The sequence below is a fragment of the Rhodoferax ferrireducens genome, from assembly GCF_003347515.1.
Classification (GTDB): Bacteria; Pseudomonadota; Gammaproteobacteria; order Burkholderiales; family Burkholderiaceae_C; genus Rhodoferax.
This window is the reverse complement of record NZ_QEII01000278.1, coordinates 32,378-48,190: the sequence shown is the minus strand read 5'-3', so window position 1 is coordinate 48,190 and position 15,813 is coordinate 32,378. Positions and strand designations below refer to the sequence as shown.

The 15,813-nt window shown below is 61.2% G+C and carries 18 protein-coding genes; 3 read left to right on the top strand and 15 right to left on the bottom strand.

Annotated features, from left to right (window positions below):
- Positions 1-116: 116 nt before the first annotated feature.
- The 12 genes from C5P05_RS15935 to C5P05_RS15890 form a co-directional block, all read right to left on the bottom strand.
- On the bottom strand, positions 117-608 hold the full coding sequence (locus C5P05_RS15935) for a GNAT family N-acetyltransferase (RefSeq protein WP_114970833.1): 492 nt from the start codon (positions 606-608) through the stop codon (positions 117-119).
- A gap of 7 nt (positions 609-615) precedes the next feature.
- A complete protein-coding gene (gene tnpA / locus C5P05_RS33725; protein ID WP_157979352.1) occupies positions 616-819 on the bottom strand; it encodes an IS66 family insertion sequence element accessory protein TnpA in 204 nt (67 codons plus the stop codon).
- Positions 820-1,011: 192 nt separating this feature from the next.
- The gene (locus tag C5P05_RS15930) at positions 1,012-3,216 is read right to left on the bottom strand and encodes an OsmC domain/YcaO domain-containing protein (RefSeq protein ID WP_114970832.1); all 2,205 of its coding nucleotides are present in this window, start codon (positions 3,214-3,216) and stop codon (positions 1,012-1,014) included.
- Positions 3,217-3,547: 331 nt separating this feature from the next.
- Positions 3,548-4,003: a GNAT family N-acetyltransferase gene (locus C5P05_RS15925; RefSeq protein ID WP_114970836.1), complete on the bottom strand. Its 456-nt coding sequence runs from the start codon at positions 4,001-4,003 to the stop codon at positions 3,548-3,550.
- 96 nt (positions 4,004-4,099) lie between these two features.
- Positions 4,100-4,627 carry a DoxX family protein gene (locus C5P05_RS15920; RefSeq protein ID WP_114970831.1) on the bottom strand — a complete coding sequence of 176 codons (528 nt, stop codon included), beginning with the start codon at positions 4,625-4,627 and terminating at the stop codon, positions 4,100-4,102.
- Entirely contained in the window at positions 4,611-5,396 is a 786-nt protein-coding gene (locus C5P05_RS15915) for a DNA-binding domain-containing protein (RefSeq protein ID WP_114970830.1), read from the bottom strand. Before C5P05_RS15915 ends, C5P05_RS15920 begins: the two co-directional genes overlap by 17 nt.
- On the bottom strand, positions 5,393-6,307 hold the full coding sequence (locus C5P05_RS15910; RefSeq protein WP_114970829.1) for a DUF692 domain-containing protein: 915 nt from the start codon (positions 6,305-6,307) through the stop codon (positions 5,393-5,395). Before C5P05_RS15910 ends, C5P05_RS15915 begins: the two co-directional genes overlap by 4 nt.
- 40 nt (positions 6,308-6,347) lie before the next feature.
- The gene (locus C5P05_RS15905; RefSeq protein ID WP_114970828.1) at positions 6,348-6,662 is read right to left on the bottom strand and encodes a DUF2282 domain-containing protein; all 315 of its coding nucleotides are present in this window, start codon (positions 6,660-6,662) and stop codon (positions 6,348-6,350) included.
- A gap of 230 nt (positions 6,663-6,892) precedes the next feature.
- Entirely contained in the window at positions 6,893-7,618 is a 726-nt protein-coding gene (locus tag C5P05_RS15900; RefSeq protein ID WP_114970827.1) for a helix-turn-helix transcriptional regulator, read from the bottom strand.
- 301 nt (positions 7,619-7,919) lie between these two features.
- The gene (locus C5P05_RS34540) at positions 7,920-8,072 is read right to left on the bottom strand and encodes a hypothetical protein (RefSeq protein ID WP_232834526.1); all 153 of its coding nucleotides are present in this window, start codon (positions 8,070-8,072) and stop codon (positions 7,920-7,922) included.
- A gap of 7 nt (positions 8,073-8,079) precedes the next feature.
- Positions 8,080-8,649 carry an alpha/beta hydrolase gene (locus C5P05_RS34535; RefSeq protein WP_232834525.1) on the bottom strand — a complete coding sequence of 190 codons (570 nt, stop codon included), beginning with the start codon at positions 8,647-8,649 and terminating at the stop codon, positions 8,080-8,082.
- Positions 8,650-9,035: 386 nt separating this feature from the next.
- Positions 9,036-9,899, bottom strand: coding sequence for a LysR substrate-binding domain-containing protein (locus tag C5P05_RS15890; RefSeq protein WP_232834524.1), 864 nt, complete (start codon positions 9,897-9,899; stop codon positions 9,036-9,038).
- 159 nt (positions 9,900-10,058) lie between these two features.
- Between C5P05_RS15890 and C5P05_RS15885 the strand changes: the two genes are divergently transcribed.
- Positions 10,059-10,346 carry a DUF1330 domain-containing protein gene (locus C5P05_RS15885; RefSeq protein ID WP_114970825.1) on the top strand — a complete coding sequence of 96 codons (288 nt, stop codon included), beginning with the start codon at positions 10,059-10,061 and terminating at the stop codon, positions 10,344-10,346.
- Positions 10,347-10,477: 131 nt separating this feature from the next.
- On the opposite strand, the gene C5P05_RS15880 is transcribed toward C5P05_RS15885, so the two are convergent.
- The 3 genes from C5P05_RS15880 to C5P05_RS15870 all read right to left on the bottom strand — a co-directional run bounded on the left by C5P05_RS15880 (position 10,478) and on the right by C5P05_RS15870 (position 13,246).
- The gene (locus tag C5P05_RS15880) at positions 10,478-10,939 is read right to left on the bottom strand and encodes an EVE domain-containing protein (protein ID WP_114970824.1); all 462 of its coding nucleotides are present in this window, start codon (positions 10,937-10,939) and stop codon (positions 10,478-10,480) included.
- An 11-nt stretch (positions 10,940-10,950) separates the two neighbouring features.
- Positions 10,951-11,334, bottom strand: a complete 384-nt coding sequence (locus C5P05_RS15875; RefSeq protein WP_114970823.1) for a VOC family protein — start codon at positions 11,332-11,334, stop codon at positions 10,951-10,953.
- A 94-nt stretch (positions 11,335-11,428) separates the two neighbouring features.
- Positions 11,429-13,246 (bottom strand): sigma 54-interacting transcriptional regulator, encoded by a 1,818-nt coding sequence (locus tag C5P05_RS15870; RefSeq protein WP_114970835.1) that lies wholly within the window; start codon positions 13,244-13,246, stop codon positions 11,429-11,431.
- 258 nt (positions 13,247-13,504) lie between these two features.
- Here C5P05_RS15870 and C5P05_RS15865 point away from each other — a divergent pair, with 258 nt between their 5' ends.
- Both C5P05_RS15865 and C5P05_RS15860 read left to right on the top strand, forming a co-directional pair.
- Positions 13,505-14,959 carry a benzaldehyde dehydrogenase gene (locus C5P05_RS15865; RefSeq protein WP_114970822.1) on the top strand — a complete coding sequence of 485 codons (1,455 nt, stop codon included), beginning with the start codon at positions 13,505-13,507 and terminating at the stop codon, positions 14,957-14,959.
- Between the two features lie 71 nt (positions 14,960-15,030).
- A complete protein-coding gene (locus C5P05_RS15860; RefSeq protein ID WP_114970821.1) occupies positions 15,031-15,798 on the top strand; it encodes a coniferyl-alcohol dehydrogenase in 768 nt (255 codons plus the stop codon).
- Positions 15,799-15,813 lie beyond the last annotated feature (15 nt).

Genomic DNA, 15,813 nt, shown 5'->3' with positions numbered 1-15,813 from the left:
AGTGGTGCAAAATCTCACTCGTCGGGCTCACCAATTGGGCTTTCAACTTACACCACAGCAAACCTCCTCAGCATGATTTCAAATATCCGATTTCTCAAGGCTGCTGGGGAAGTTTCTTAAGAGGCGTTTCGTTCAAAACGTTGTTCGCTAACCTCACTACCCCACTGCTTTCCCTGCTGCTGATGTACAAGACGAAAACCGAATTTTTCATAAAGATGCCTTGCCGCACCAAGACCATCAAAAGTACAGAGATACACGCACCGGTATTGGTGTGATTGACAGAAATCCATTGCGGCGGTCAAAAGGGCCGTTCCGGCACCGGTCCCGCGCAACTTGTCTGAAGTAATGAACCATCGAAGATGGGCACCATTTTGATTTGCCTTTGAGCCATCAATAGCAATGGAGCCTTCGACAATTCCATCCTGTAGCAAGAGCCAAAAACCATCGCAGTTGTCATCGTAGCGCTCGCAAAACTCGGAAAGTTCGCGTGCTACCTTGGTCTCGAATGGAAGGCCAAAATCAACGAGATCGCTATAAAAGCGAGCGTGGAGATCAACAACCCTACCAATGGAACCAGGCAGATAACCTTTGTGGACGATTAAAGACATACGGAAATTAGAGGGATGCAGATGGTGAGAATGCCGGGCGGTCAGACTGAAGACGGCCCGGCACTATGAAAGTGCCGGGCTGCAGCCTGCGCTGCCAGTAATAAAGGCTCGCCAGCGAAAGGTCGTGCTGCTTGGCGTAGGCACTGCAGCTAACTCCTTGGGTTTTGATTGCCGATAACTGATTTGACCAATACTCACGGGCGTTTTTCATGCTCATCTTTCCATCTGATTTCGATGGATTGAGCTTGCCTATTTCAGCATCAACGTACAAGTCTGTGGTTCATGGGGCACTTACGAATGAGCACCGTGCGGGAACAGAGTTTCATAAGTTCCTAATTTTAAAAAACCCCTAAATTTTCAGTGAACTCGATGAACGTCATCGTCGCAGGCATAACATGTAACCCTAGCTGGACGTAGCCGCCACATTGGCCCGTACCGTATGCAATTTGTTGTAGCTGTCGATCAGGCGCTGGTGCCGATCGAGGCCTTCCAGTTTCATACTCGTTGGCGTCAAGCCGAAGAAGCGCACGCTGCCGTCCACTGACCCCATCACCGCGTCCATCCGAGGGTTGCCAAACATCCGGCGGAAATTGACCACGTAATCGTCCAGTTCCAAATCATCATCCAGCAGCACCTCCAGCACCACATTCAAGGCCTGATAAAACAATCCGCGCTCGACCGTGTTGTCGTTGTACTGCAGGAAGGCTTCCACCAGCTCTTGCGCCGCCTCGAATTGTTGCAAGGCGAGATGAATCAGCAGCTTCAACTCCAGAACTGTCAGCTGGCCCCAGGCCGTGTTCTCGTCAAATTCGATGCCGATCAAGGTGGCAATGTCGGAGTAGTCGTCCAGCTCATTGTTATCCAGACGCTCAAGCAGTGCTTCAAGGCTCGCATCGTCCAGGCCATGCAAATTCAAAATATCGGCACGGAACAACAGTGCTTTGTTGGTGTTGTCCCAGATCAAATCATCTACCGGATACACCTCCGAATAACCCGGCACCAGGATGCGGCAGGCGGTTGCGCCTAACTGGTCATACACCGCCACGTACGCTTCTTTGCCCATGCCTTCGAGAATGCCGAACAAGGTCGCGGCTTCCTCGGCATTGGAGTTGTCACCCTGGCCGGAAAAATCCCACTCCACAAAATTGAAATCAGCTTTGGCACTGAAAAAGCGCCACGACACCACACCGCTGGAATCAATGAAGTGTTCAACAAAGTTGTTTGGCTCAGTCACGGCGTTACTCACAAAGGTGGGCCGTGGTAAATCGTTGAGGCCTTCAAAACTGCGGCCCTGCAGCAATTCCGTCAGGCTGCGTTCCAGCGCCACCTCCAGGCTTGGATGCGCTCCGAACGAGGCAAACACACCGCCCGTTCGCGGGTTCATCAAGGTGACGCACATCACGGGGTACACGCCACCCAGCGACGCGTCTTTTACCAGCACCGGAAAGCCCTGCTCTTCCAATCCTTTAATGCCTGCCAGAATGCCGGGGTATTTCGCAAGCACTTCGTGCGGTACATCAGGCAATGCGATTTCACCCTCCAGAATTTCGCGTTTTACCGCCCGTTCGAAAATTTCGGACAGACACTGCACCTGCGCTTCGGCCAGCGTATTGCCGGCACTCATGCCATTGCTGACGTACAGGTTTTCGATCAGGTTGGACGGGAAATACACCACCTCGCCGTCCGACTGCCGCACAAAGGGGAGCGAACAGATACCGCGCTGCACATTGCCGGAGTTGGTATCGACCAGATGCGAGCCACGTAGTTCGCCATCGGGATTGTAAATTTGCCGGCAGTACGCATCCAGAATTTCAGCCGGCAGCGCGTCTTTACGGCCAGGCTTGAACCAGCGCTCGTTCGGGTAATGTACAAACGCCGCGTTGGCGATGTCTTCACCCCAAAACGACCCGGCGTAGAAATGATTGTTATTGAGTCGCTCTATGAACTCCCCCAACGCCGACGCCAACGCGCTTTCCTTGGTCGATCCCTTGCCATTGGTAAAACACATCGGCGAGTGCGCGTCGCGGATATGCAGCGACCACACATGGGGGACTAGATTGCGCCACGAAGCGATTTCAATCTTTATGCCCAAGCCCGCCAACACCCCCGACATATTGGCGATGGTTTGCTCCAGCGGCAGATCCTTGCCCGCAATATAGGTGCTCGCGTCAGAAGCCGGAGTCAAGGTCAGCAAGGCCTGCGCATCGGCATCCAGATTCTCGACCTCTTCGATCACAAACTCGGGCCCGGCTTGCACCACTTTTTTCACCGTGCAACGGTCGATGGAGCGCAAAATACCCTGGCGGTCTTTGGCAGAGATATCCGCCGGCAACTCAACCTGAATCTTGAAAATCTGCTGATAACGATTTTCCGGATCGACAATATTATTCTGCGACAGTCGGATATTCTCGGTAGGAATATTGCGAGTTACGCAGTACAACTTCACGAAGTAAGCCGCGCACAAGGCCGATGAGGCCAGAAAGTAATCGAATGGACCTGGCGCCGAACCATCGCCCTTATAACGGATAGGCTGGTCGGCCACCACCGTGAAATCATCGAACTTGGCTTCAAGACGAAGCTTGTCGAGAAAGTTGACTTTAATTTCCATATGGGAATTCCAAAATAGTGCTCAAAATGATTAGCCTTGCGTTTCGGTGCCGTCGTCTTTGTCACGAAACCTGACGACCTGCGTTGACCAACATGATGGCTGCGGCCAGGACGCTGCGGACAAATGGTCGTTTACCCTAGGTGCGCACGATGAAAAGTCGGGGCTGAGGCGACTATTGTCGAGGGTCGGCCGGGATTCATGTAATTCACGGCAAAAAATGAGTTAACCAAGCGCTTCGTCAAGGACAAAGCACACCGGGCACTCGTGATGGTCGGCTCCTGATCGTCAAGCGCCCGTGAGTAGCGCGTGTCTGCAAAGCCAAAGAAAACCCTCAAAGCGTCCTGGTCATGAAGACACTGTAGGGGTCTTCAACGTAAGTTCCAAACGGCTCACCCGGTTGAAACCCAAAACGGGCGTACAGCTGATGGGCCGGTGCGAAAACCGCCGCAGAGCCAGTCTCCAGGCTGAGTCGCCGATACGAGCGTCGTTGCGCCTCTTCAATGATGTGGGCGAGGAGCTTCGCCGCGACGCCCTGTCGCAAATGCAAAGAGGCTGTTCGCATCGACTTGATCTCGCCATGAAGCGGGTCTAGCTCTTTCAGAGCGCCGCAGCCAGCCAAGGCGCCGTCCTGCCATGCGCTCCAAAACGTGATATCGGGTTTGCGCAGCGCCTGCAGGTCCAGAGCATGAACGCTTTCGGGCGGCGAATGCAGCGCCATGCTCTGCAGATGCTCCTGCAGAAGCTGAGCGATTTCCGGGCCGTTCAAATTGTCCACTCGAATATCCATCGGCTCCATTCTCGACCAAACGCCGCTCAATCGTTCCACTTGTTGTTGAACTATGCCGTGCCCTACTGCGTCGCGAGTTATTACGCGGCAAGTGCGTCACTGGTAGCGCCGTGCAATCCAGTGGTCCAGCGACAGCTTGCCAGGCCCGTACGCCATCAGGTACAGCAGCACAGCGGCCCAGGTGCCGTGGGTGGGGTAGGCATCGGGGTAGACAAACAACTGGATCGTCATCGTCATGCCCAGCAAACCCAGCGCCGACAGGCGGGTGGCGATGCCAAGCAGGATCAGTATCGGGAAAAAGTGTTCTGCAAAGGCGGCCAGCGTGGCCGCAATTTCTGGCGGAATCAGGGGTAAACGGTATTCATCCCTGAACAGGTCCACCACCGAGTCCGACAGGCGCGGCCAGCCCAGCGTGAATTCCCGATTGACGATGTCAAGGGCGAAGCCCTGTATCTTGGTCTCGCCAGACTTCCAGAACACTGCTGCAATGGAGAAGCGCGCCACGAACGCCAGCAAGGTGTTGGGGATGCGCTCACAAAGGCGAGTGAACTGCTGAATCAGGCCGGGGATCAGCCCCGCATCAGTCGCTGTGTTCGAACTCAGTTTGTCAGTGCGGGTGTTCATGGTGTTCGCGTCCGATGGTGAGGTGGGTGATGAGCTGCCAGCGAAGCAGCAGCGCCAGGGCGTGTGACAAATCAAATTCCGGGTCGTCGCTGCTTGCAACGCCTGCGGCCTCAAGCACGGTCTGGCCCGTTTGCAAGGCGCTGGCAAACTGTGCGGTTCCGGCGGCCAGCTCCAGAGTATCCACGTCCAGTCCGTTCCTGAACACCAGCACGGCCTGGGCCACATCCGGGTCAACGGGCGGCGTGCGCGTCGCATCCTGATGCGCGGCCCAGATTGAAAAAACGGCGAAAGTGGCGTTGATGACATGCACCGACGGGTGCAACATCAATCGCAATGACACGAGTGTTTCAGGATCGGCCAACGCGGCGGCCAGCGCTTGGAGGTCAATCGAGGCGACATCGGCCGCGTGGTAGGCCAACACCCGGGCCATTTCCAGACGCGCCACATCGGCCAGATACGGCACCGAGGCGGCGGGCGGGAAGGAGGCAACAAATTCCGCAAAATCGTGCCCGTAAAACGCCATGATGCGTGAGCGTGGCGGCTTGGCCTGCGCAAACGCCCGTGCCATGGCGCGGAAGAATTCTTCGCCCACCAGTTCCTGGACGACCGGGTAGGTATCCGCCAGCGCGTCAATCAAAGACACCATCACGTTGTTGCGGTAGACGGCAAAACGCATAGTCGGGTCAGAACCGTTCCAGGTCTTGAGGCCGCTGGGGCAAGGCAGCTCGGCGTTGAGCAGGGCGTTGGCAAAAACGGTCTGGCTGTTCATGCGGCCACCTTTTGGCCAGACCATTCGTCGCGGGGGCGCAAGGCACACAACTGCCGCTCGGCCACACCCGCCTCCGCCAGCAACACCGGCCAAGGCGGAATATCGTTGTCGCGCTCCAGCAAAGTCGCGACCGGGCCGGTGAGCCCCAGCGTGAAGACATACAAGTCCCACACCGCCTGCGCCACCGGCGCGCCGTGGCTGTCAATCAGCAACAGGTCACCGTTGGCATCGGCCTGCTGGGCAAAACCGGCCAGGTGAATCTCGCCCACCTGCGCCAGCGGCAGCGCGCGGATGACGGCGTGCGCGTCGCGCTGGTGGTTGATGCTGCTGACATAAATATTGTTCACGTCCAGCAACAGGCCACAGCCGGTGCGGCGCAGCACCTCGGATAAAAACGTGGTCTCGTCCCAGGTGGACGCGGCAAATTCGACATAAGTGGCCGGGTTTTCCAGCAACATGCGCCGCCCCAGATGCGACTGCACCTGGTCAATGTGATCACACACCCGCTGCAATGTGGCGGTGTTGTAGGGCAGGGGTAACAAGTCGTTCAGGAACACATCGCTGTGGGTCGACCAAGCCAGATGTTCCGAGAAGGATTGCGGCTGGTAGCGCGCGAGCAAGACGGCCAGCGCGTCCAGATGGTCCACGTCCAGCGGCGCATCGGCGCCGATGGACAGGCCCACGCCGTGAATCGACAGCGCATAGCGCTCACGGATGGCGCTCAGGTAATGGTGAAACGGGCCACCCGGCACCATGTAGTTCTCGGCATGAACTTCAAAAAATCCAAGGTCTGGCTGACTGGCCAGAATTTCCTGAAAATGCTCGGGCTTCAAGCCCACCCCGGCCCGTGCGGGCAGGGTTGGCGCCGGAGCCCCCAGGGTTTGATTCAGCGCTTTGTGTTGGTTGGGCATACCCGGGGCTCCGCTGCGTGGGTCAGACTCAGGGTCAGGATCAGGCCTTGACTTCCTTGAACTCATTCATCTGGCCAAAGCCCGTGGGCGAGGTCTTCGACACGGTTTTTTCGCAAGTGCCCTTGGGAATCATCGACCAGGCATTGCCCTGGTAGTCGACCTTGGAGGTGCCGGCGCAGGTGGTGCCAGCACCCGCCTTGCAATCGTTCTTGCCTTTCAGCGCCACGCCAAAGCATTTGTCTTTGTCCGGCATTTGGGCGGCGGCTGGGGTCGCAGCAATCGTCAGGGCGGCGCTCATCGCCAGGGCAAGGGCGGCGGCGGATGCGTAACGGGCTGTGGTGGTCTGGTTTTTCATGTCAATATCCTTTGAGAGGTTTACGGTTGGTTGAAGGTCAGCACGGTGTTTTGTATGCCGTGCTGCTTCTATAGTCGTGCAACCCGGTACTTTCTTACAGCCTGATTCATGCGCTGCGCACAAACTTGCGTATTGCACGCGAGCAAGGTTGGCGAACCCACCGGCATGGATTCGGGGATAAACGTACGGGTAGCAAATAATTTAACGTGCGAGTTAGTCGGGCCAGAAGCTCAACACCTCACACCCTGACCCCACTTGGCCTGAACCTGCGGCGGCGCCACGGCGCGCAGATAGTCGGCCAGGGTTTTTCCCGGTTCGTCACGAAACTGTCCGTCCGCGCCTTCCACACACTGCACGCTGTCCATGCGGTCCAGGCGAAAGCTTCTGAAGTCGTGGCGGGTCTCGCACCAGGCCCCCAGCGTCCAGACCTTGCCCCAGTAAAAACAGCCCAGCGGTCGCAGGGTGCGTTGGGTCAGCTGCTCACTGGCGTCGCGATAGTCCACCCGCAGCTTGCGACGCGCCTGCACCGCCTCGCGCAGGGTTTGCAAGGTGATCTGCACCACCGGCTCAAGACCCATGGGCGGCGCATAAATCGCCATGCTTTGCGCCGCCACCCGCGCCGCCGTGGGCAGGACCGACAGGATTTTGCCCAGCGCCACTTCCGCCGCCTGCGCCAGCGCTGGGTCTTGCCAGACCTGGGCCATGCGCACCGAGGCCACTAGCGCGCGGGCTTCGTCGTGGCTGAACATCAGCGGCGGCAAATCGAACCCGGCGCCCAGCCGGTAGCCGACGCCGGCCTCACCCTCGATCGGAACGCCCTGGTGCTGCAGGTCGGCGATGTCGCGGTACACCGTGCGCTCGGACACCTCCAGGCGCTGCGCCAGATGCGCCGCCGTGGTCAGGCGCCGGCCCCGGATGAGCTGGACGATTTGAAACAGGCGGTCGGCGCGGCGCATGGAAATTTATAGATTTTCGGGCTCTAGCCCAGATGATATATGCGCAAGCAGCTATCAAAACAGGAGTAAATAGAAATTTAACAAATGCAGCGCCGCTTGCATCGCCTGGGGCATCAACCGCATGTCGGCGTCGCCGATCTTGAACAAGCCCAAGCAGCAGCGCCGACATAAAGCTGTCTACGGCATCCGTATACCCACCAGGCAGGCCCAGCGTCGCGTTGACCTGCTCGTGCGTCAGGTCTTGCGGTAGCACGTTGGCGCGCATGCCTCTGGTGGTCACCGTCGCGGCAAAGTCACGCGCCTACGCGCAGGGGTTGTCCGCCCGCTGCGTCGAGCAGACCAGCAGCATCGGCGTGGCGTCAGGCGCCAACACGCCGCTGGGCGACACGCTGCGCCAGTAGGCCGGGTCGGCACCGAACACGCGGTCGTAAAACCGCATGTGCCGCGCTTTCATGATGCGTTCAAGGTCCAGCGCGGCGCTGTCGAGCGCCACGGTGCCGAGCCACGGCCTGGCGCCTGACGCATACGCCAGGGCCGGCGACGCGCCCAGCAAAGCCACCAGGTGCGCACCGGCCGAATGCCCCATGAGAATGACTTTCGCCGGATCGCCCCCCCCACGAGGCGGCTAGAGCCTGCGTTTTGGCCAGGGCGCCGGCCACGTCGCGCGCTTGCACCAGCGGGTCAACCTGTGGCGACAGGCGATAGCCCACCGACACAAAGATATAGCCTTTCTGCTTGACCCACCAAGCCACCTTGTTCTCCACCACCTTGGGCATCGCCTTGTTGCCCACCATCCAGGCGCCGCCGTGCACCATCACGAGGATGGGCGCGTTGGGCGTGTTGGCGCCCGGGGCCGCTATTGCGGGCGGCAGGTAAACGTCCATGCGCTGGCGCTCGTCCTGGCCATAGGGCAGATCGGCGATGCGGCGCACGCCATCGGGCACAGCCGGTGCGGCTCCGGCCAAAGTGGCCAAGAAGAGCAGGGTTGCGACAAGGCTTACATGCCGCACCCGGGTGGGAAAAAGTGTCATCAAAAATCTCCAGTCAAGCAGCGGCCGGTGGCCAAGCGAACGCGCCCAGCCGGGTGCACGGTTCAGGAAAAAGGGCCGGGTCCGCTCAGCGCGACGGGCAGCTCATCGCCGCGCCGCTGGCGCCATAGCAGGTCGTGTTGCGGGTCACGCCGATGGCCTGGTTATAGGAAGCCGTGCTTTGCACACTGTTGCCAGTGGCGGCGCTGGTGGCACTGGTATTGCGGCTGGCGCCACGGTCTCCCGCCCGTCACCATAGCCACCGGCACACAGGGCAGTTCGGTCTGGATCGAAGTGAGGGATTGTCGCGCAGGCATTGCCGCCGAACAGGCCGAGGCCTTGAAGCAACCGTTTCGCCGCGCTGGAGAGGTCGAAATGCCTGTCCATGATTAACCCAGCTGCGCCAGCACAAAGTCGATAAAGCTGCGCACTTTGGCGCTGGGCCGGCGTTCCGCGCGGCGCACGATGTGCATCGCCCGTTCCGGCAATTGCCAGTCGGGCAGCAGTCGGGTGAGCTGTCCGCTGGCCACGGCGGCGCGCAGTACGTAGTCCGCCTGCACCACAACGCCTACTCCGCCGATGGCGGCGCCCAGCAGGGCTTGGCCGTTGTTGCTGGTGAAGCTGCCACGCACAGGTGCCGTAAAGTTGTCGCCGCCGCGACTGAAGCGCCAGCGGGGCTGGCTGCCCCAGGCGGCAAACGCCAGGCAGTTGTGTTGCGCCAGGTCAGCCGGATGGGCTGGTACGCCCCGTTGCTGCAGGTAGCCGGGGCTGCCCGCGGCCCAGACCTCGGTGGCACGCAAGGGGCGGGCAACCAATGCGGTGTCGGCCAGCGTGCCTGCGCGCAGCGCTATGTCGATGCCTTCTTCGGCCATGTCGACCACGCGGTCGTTCAACACCAGGTCGATCTGCACCTGGGGGTAGGTGGCGGCGTAGGCGCTGAGCACCGGCGTCAGGCAATGCACGCCGTAAGCCACCGGGGCGGAAATGCGCAAGCTGCCCTGCGGTGCGGCGCGCAGGCTCTCGGCCACCTGGTCGGCGGCCTCCACGCTGGCCAGCGCTTCGCGGCAGCGTTCCAGGTAGCTGGCGCCGATGTCGGTCAGGGCCTGCTTGCGGGTGCTGCGCTCAATCAGACGTGCGCCCAGCTGCATCTCCAGTGCGCGCACGTGTTTGCCCACCATCACCGCAGACAGCTCCAGCTGCTGCCCGGCGGCGGCAAAGCTGTCCGCGCTGGCCGCCACTACAAAAACCTGCATGCTGCGTAATTTGTCGCCCATATTCAGAATAATTAGTTAGGGGAATCGGAATTGTTTTGCCATTTACGGCAATGGTAGTGCCATAAATAATCGGTGCACGCCCAGGCTCTACGCTGCAGTGCGTTGGCGCCGATGGGCGGTACTACCAAAGGAAACTCAATGTCCAGCTATGCGATTGGCTCTCTCGTCGTCCACAACACCGATTGGCAGAAGGAATACAGCGAAAAAATGCCCGTGCTGATACGCCAGCACGGCGGCACCCTGCGAGCCCGTGCATCCGTGCAATTGCTGGAGGGCACGGCGCACCTGCCCGGCACCACGGTCATCATCGAATTCCCCAGCGCGGCCCAAGCCCGCGCCTGGTACGACGACCCGGCGCATGTACCGCTGAAGCAGTTGCGCAACAGTGGCGCAAGCTTCGATCTGGTGCTGCTGGACGGGGTGTAGGCGCCCCCCTGCAAGGGCGCAGGCGCCAGTCTGCACGAGCATGTGCACTTGCAGGTTGGCGTAGTCACTTGGCTAGAGGCCGATTCTTTGTCTTCGGGCTCTAGCCCAGATGACATATGCGCAAGCAGCTATCAAAACAATAGTGAATCAAGATTTAATGAATGCAAGTCCGCTTGCATCGCCTGCGCGATCAGCCGCATGTCGGCGTCGCCGATCTTGAACAGGCCCAAGCGAAACTGGTAGCCCCAGCGACTGCGGTCTTCCACAAACTCAAACTGGTCGAGCAAGGGCAGGATGGACGCCTCGGCAGACGGCACATAAGCCACGTCACGGCGAAACGGCACAAAGCCGCCGCCCATGTCAAACGCATAAGGCACGCCCGCCTGCACCAGGCCGATAGAGACAAAGCGCTGGCATTTGTCTTTGCCGCCCATGGTGATCGTGGGCGCGTAATACGCCACACGGTCGCCCGGCTGCACGCGCTGAAGCGGCGCGCACTTGCCGTGGCAGACCTGCATGTAGCCGTGCGCGGGCACGGCGCAGCCGCGACGCGCGTGCTCGGCACTGGCCACGGCAATCCAGTTGTTGCGCACGGCTTGTCCCCTCACGCCAGCGCGTGCAAGCCGACGCGGTTGCCGTCCAGATCCGTGATGTGGGCAAAAAATCCAAGGCCGGGCGGCAGGGCCTGGCGTGGCAAAGCGATGCTGCCGCCCGCCGCGGTGACGCGCGCCAAGGCGGCGTCCAGCGAGGGCGAGGCGTCCAGATAAACCAGAGTGCCGCCAGCGCCGGGCACTGGCGCGCTCGGCCCGGCCATGAGGGCGCCACCCACGCCCGCACTTTCGCCCGCGCCCTCATACGGAAACACGGCGCCTTCGGATGGCCCCATGGGTTCGCGGCGCATTTTGCAGGCCAGCACGGCCTCGTAAAAAGCTTGCGCCTGGTCGAGTTGGGTGCTGGGGATTTCGAACCAGCTGATGGCGTTTTTCATGGATAACTCCTGAGGTGTTGAAGAAGCCCTGATGCTGCGCCAGGGCTGCTGACAACGGGGTGTCAGGAGGGTGCCAGGGTCCTCTGAAAAAGATTCACACCAGGCCGTGCTTTTTCGCCCGGAACGCCAGCTTGGCCCGCGTGGTGTCGAGCAGGCGCGCCGCGGCCGACAGGTTGCCCTTGCTGGCGGCAATGGCACGGGCCAAGGTGTCGCGTTCGGTTTGCTCCAGGGACTGGGGGGCCAACGCCGCGTGCGGCGGCGGCGTGCCAATGGCGGCGCTCGCCGGGGCTGCCGTCGGCGCCGCAAAATTCAGGGTGCCCGAGTCCCCCTGCAGACGCAGCGTCATGACGTCTGCCGTCAAGGTTTCACCACTGGTGAACAAATGGTGAATGTCGATCAGCCCGCCGGCATCGGCCATGATCACGGCGCGTTCGATCAGGTTTTGCAGTTCGCGGATGTTGCCGGGAAAGTCATAGTTCAGCAGCGCCCGCACGGCGGCCTGTGTGAAGCCGGTGGTTTGGCCCGCGTGCTTGTGCCGATAGTGGTTCAGAAAGTGGTTCATCAACAAGGGAATGTCGTCGCGCCGTTCGCGCAAGGGCGGCAAGTGGATGGGAAACACGTTGAGCCGAAAAAACAAATCCTCGCGGAACTTGCCCTCGCGCACGGCTTGACGCAAGGTCTCGTTGGTGGCCGCCACGACGCGCACGTCCACCGCGATGCTGCGCGTGCCGCCCACGCGCTCGATCTCGCCTTCCTGCAGGGCGCGCAGTAGCTTGCCCTGGGCGACAAAACTCAGGCTGCCGATTTCATCGAGAAACAAGGTGCCGCCGCTGGCCCGCTCGAAGCGGCCGGGCCGGGAGACGCTGGCCCCGGTGTAGGCGCCGCGCTCCACGCCGAACAGCTCGGATTCGATCAGGGTCTCGGGAATAGCGGCGCAGTTCACCGCGACAAAAGGCTGGTCCTTGCGCGGGCTGATCTTGTGCAGCATGCTGGCGAATTTTTCCTTGCCAACCCCGGACTCGCCGGTGAAGAGCACGGTGGCGGTGGTGCGCGCCACCCGGCTCAGCTGGTGGCAGGCCGCGTTGAAGGCCGACGAAGCGCCGACCATGGCATCGCCCGCCGGCGCGTCGGAGGAAGGCAGGTCAGCGGCGCGCGGTGCCGGGCGGGCGTAGGCGGCGGTATCGACAAATTCCTTGGCGTTCAGGTAGCGCATGTCCTCCTCAACGTCGTCCCACAGGTCGGCGGACTTGCCCACCACGCGGCAGTGCGCGTCGCCCATGGAGCGGCAGTTTATTTCCCGAAAAACGACTAGGTGACCCAGGAGCGTGCTGACATAGCCGGTGGCATAGCCGACTTGCATCCAGCAGGCCGGCGAGCCACCAATGCCATAGGCCGCAATGTGTTCGTCGTCCTCGCTGGCGTTGTGCCACAGGAATTCACCTTCGTAGCTGCCAGTATCCGGGTCGTAGGAGGCGCTTACCAGTTCGACCTTCACCACCCCCTCCAGCGCGTGCAGGCGTGTGCCGGCAATGGCCGCCGCCAGCGGGTCGGCCTCTGGCCATTGCTTGCGCACCAGCTGGGCGTCGCGGGCGCCGCTGACGTAACCGGCGCGGGTGAGCAATCCGCGCGCCTGCGCCTGACCCAAGCTGTCAATCATCTCGCGCCGAAGGGAGCCCAGGGCTTCCGTGTGCAGCAGCACCATGCGCTGGTCCTGCAGCCAGATGCGTCCGTCGCCGGGCGAGAAAAAGAGACATTCGCTGATATCGGCGATGGTGGGATGCGCATCGCCACCCATGCGCGTACCGGCGAAACCGCCCAGCGCTTTGGCCACCGAGGCTGCGTCGAAATTGCCCAGGGCGGTGCCGGTGGCACGCGCCACATCGGCGAGGGAGATGCGGGGGGAGGTCGGCATAAATTTGCTCAAGAAATTGATCAACGTCGCAAATGTAGTGCAGATTTTTAATCTGTAGATAAAAAATTGGGCGTTGATTTTGAATATTGCATTGCAGCAATTCGACCTAGGGTATGTCCCTAATTTCCCCAATGGCGAAGTGCTCGGTGCGCCACATCCAGCGGCGCTCCGCCGGCCTGGGTGGTACGCGCATTGCGATACGTAAGCACACCTCACACATGTGACGAATTGATCAAACCACCGAAAGGACAACAGCAAATGGGTGCATCGGACGCAACAGCATTTTTAAATTTTCCCGCGCTAACGCAAGCGGCACTGCATGGCGGCACACGCGAGGTGATCGAGCCCGCCACCGGCCAGGTCTTGTGCACCGTGGGCATTGCCAATGCGGCGGATGTGGCCAGCGCCACGCACGCCGCGGCACTCGCCCAAAAGGCCTGGGTGGCGGTACCGCCACGCGAGAAGGCCGAGATCTTTCGCCGGGCTGCGGCCCTGTTCCAGCAGCACTTTGACGAGCTCGCCTTGTTTGCCGCACGCGAGACCGGTGGCATCCTGCCCAAGGGCCAGCATGAAATCCGCGAAGCGACCTTGATCTGCAACCTCGCCGCCAGCATGCCGCTGCAGTCGCAAGGCCATGTGCTGCCCAGCGTGCCGGGACGCACCAGCCTCGCACGCCGCGTGCCGCACGGCATTGTGGGCGTGATCTCGCCGTTTAACTTTCCGATGATCCTGACCATCCGCGCGGTGGCGCCGGCCCTGGCCGCCGGCAACGCCGTGGTGATCAAGCCCGACAGCCGCACCCCCGTGACGGGCGGCCTGATGATCGCCCGCATTTTTGCCGAAGCCGGTTTGCCCAAGGACTTGCTGCACATCCTGCCCGGCGACGCCGAAGCCGGCGAGGCGCTGGTGACCGACCCGCTGGTGCCGATGATTGCCTTCACCGGCTCGCCCGCGGTGGGCCGGCGCATTGGCGAGCTGGCCGGCCGGCACCTGAAGAAAGTGTCGCTGGAGCTGGGCGGCACCAACTCCCTGATCATTCTGGACGACGCCGACCTGGACGTGGCCGCGAGCAACGCAGCCTGGGGGGCTTACTTCCACCAAGGCCAGATTTGCATGGCCTCCAACCGCATCCTGGTGCATGAAAGCATGGCCGCTGAATTGACCCGGCGCATCATCGCCAAGGCCACGCACTTGCCGGTGGGCAACGGCGCCAGCGGCCAGGTGGCCCTGGGTCCGCTGATCGATGCCAAGCAGCGCGACCGTGTGCACGCCATCGTGCAAGACAGCGTGAAGGCCGGCGCCAAACTGCAAGCGGGCGGCACGTTCGAGGGCCTGTTCTACAAGCCCACCGTGCTCACCGGCGTCAAGCCTGGCATGCGGGTGTTTGATGAAGAAACCTTTGGCCCGGTGGCCAACATCATCACCTACCAGAGCGACGAGGAAGCCATCGAGTTGGCCAACAACCACATCGGCAGCCTGTCTTCGGCGGTGATCTCCAAATCGGTTGGCCGGGCCATGGCGATCGGCCAGCAGCTCAAGTCCGGCATGGTGCACATCAACGACCAGACCGTGAACGACGACTGCGTCAACCCCTTCGGCGGCCCCGGCATCGCGGGCAATGGCTGCAGCGTGGGCGGTCCCTCTGACTGGGAGGAATACACCCAGTGGCAATGGATGACGGTCAAGGACACGGCACCCATGTACCCGTTCTGAGCCGTTTCGAACTTCGCTTTCTCTCCCGTTTTTTTCGCTTCTCTCACTTCATCACGTCAAGGAGACAGACCATGAATCTGCATGGAAAAACCATCGTCATCACAGGCACTTCGTCCGGCATTGGGGCCGAGGTTGCCCGGCTGGCCCGCTTCCACGGCGCCAAGGTCATCGGCATGGACCGCAACGATCCGGTTGTGACCCTGGACGACTTTGTCAAGGCGGATCTCGGCACGCCCGCCGCCATCGACACCGCCGTGGCCCAACTTCCCCAGCGTATTGACGCGCTGTGCAATATCGCCGGTGTTCCCGGCACGGCCGATGGCGAGCTAGTGGCCCGGGTGAACTACCTCGGCCTGCGCCACCTGACCGAACGGGTGCTGGCGCGCATGCCGCGGTCAAGCAGCATCGTCAACGTGGCCTCCATCCTGGGCGCGGAATGGCCGCTGCGCCTGGACGCGCACAAGGAACTGGCGGCGACCCAAAGCTTTGAAGACGGCGCCCACTGGCTGCGCGATCACCCCGTGCCGCAAGCCACCTGCTACCAGTATTTCAAGGAAGCCTTGATTGTCTGGAACGCCACCCAGTCGCAGGAATGGTTCATGGGCAAAGGGGTGCGCATGAACTGCGTGGCGCCGGGTCCGGTGTTCACGCCGATCCTGGGCGACTTCGTCACCATGCTGGGTCAGGAACGCATCCAGGCCGACGCGCACCGCATGCTGCGCCCCGGCTTTGCCGACGAGATCGCGCCCGTGGTCGCCTGGCTGTGCAGCGACGCCGCGCGCTGGGTCAGCGGCGTCAACATCCCGGTCGATGGTGGCCTGGCCTCGACCTACCTCTAGCGCATGACGGGCGAA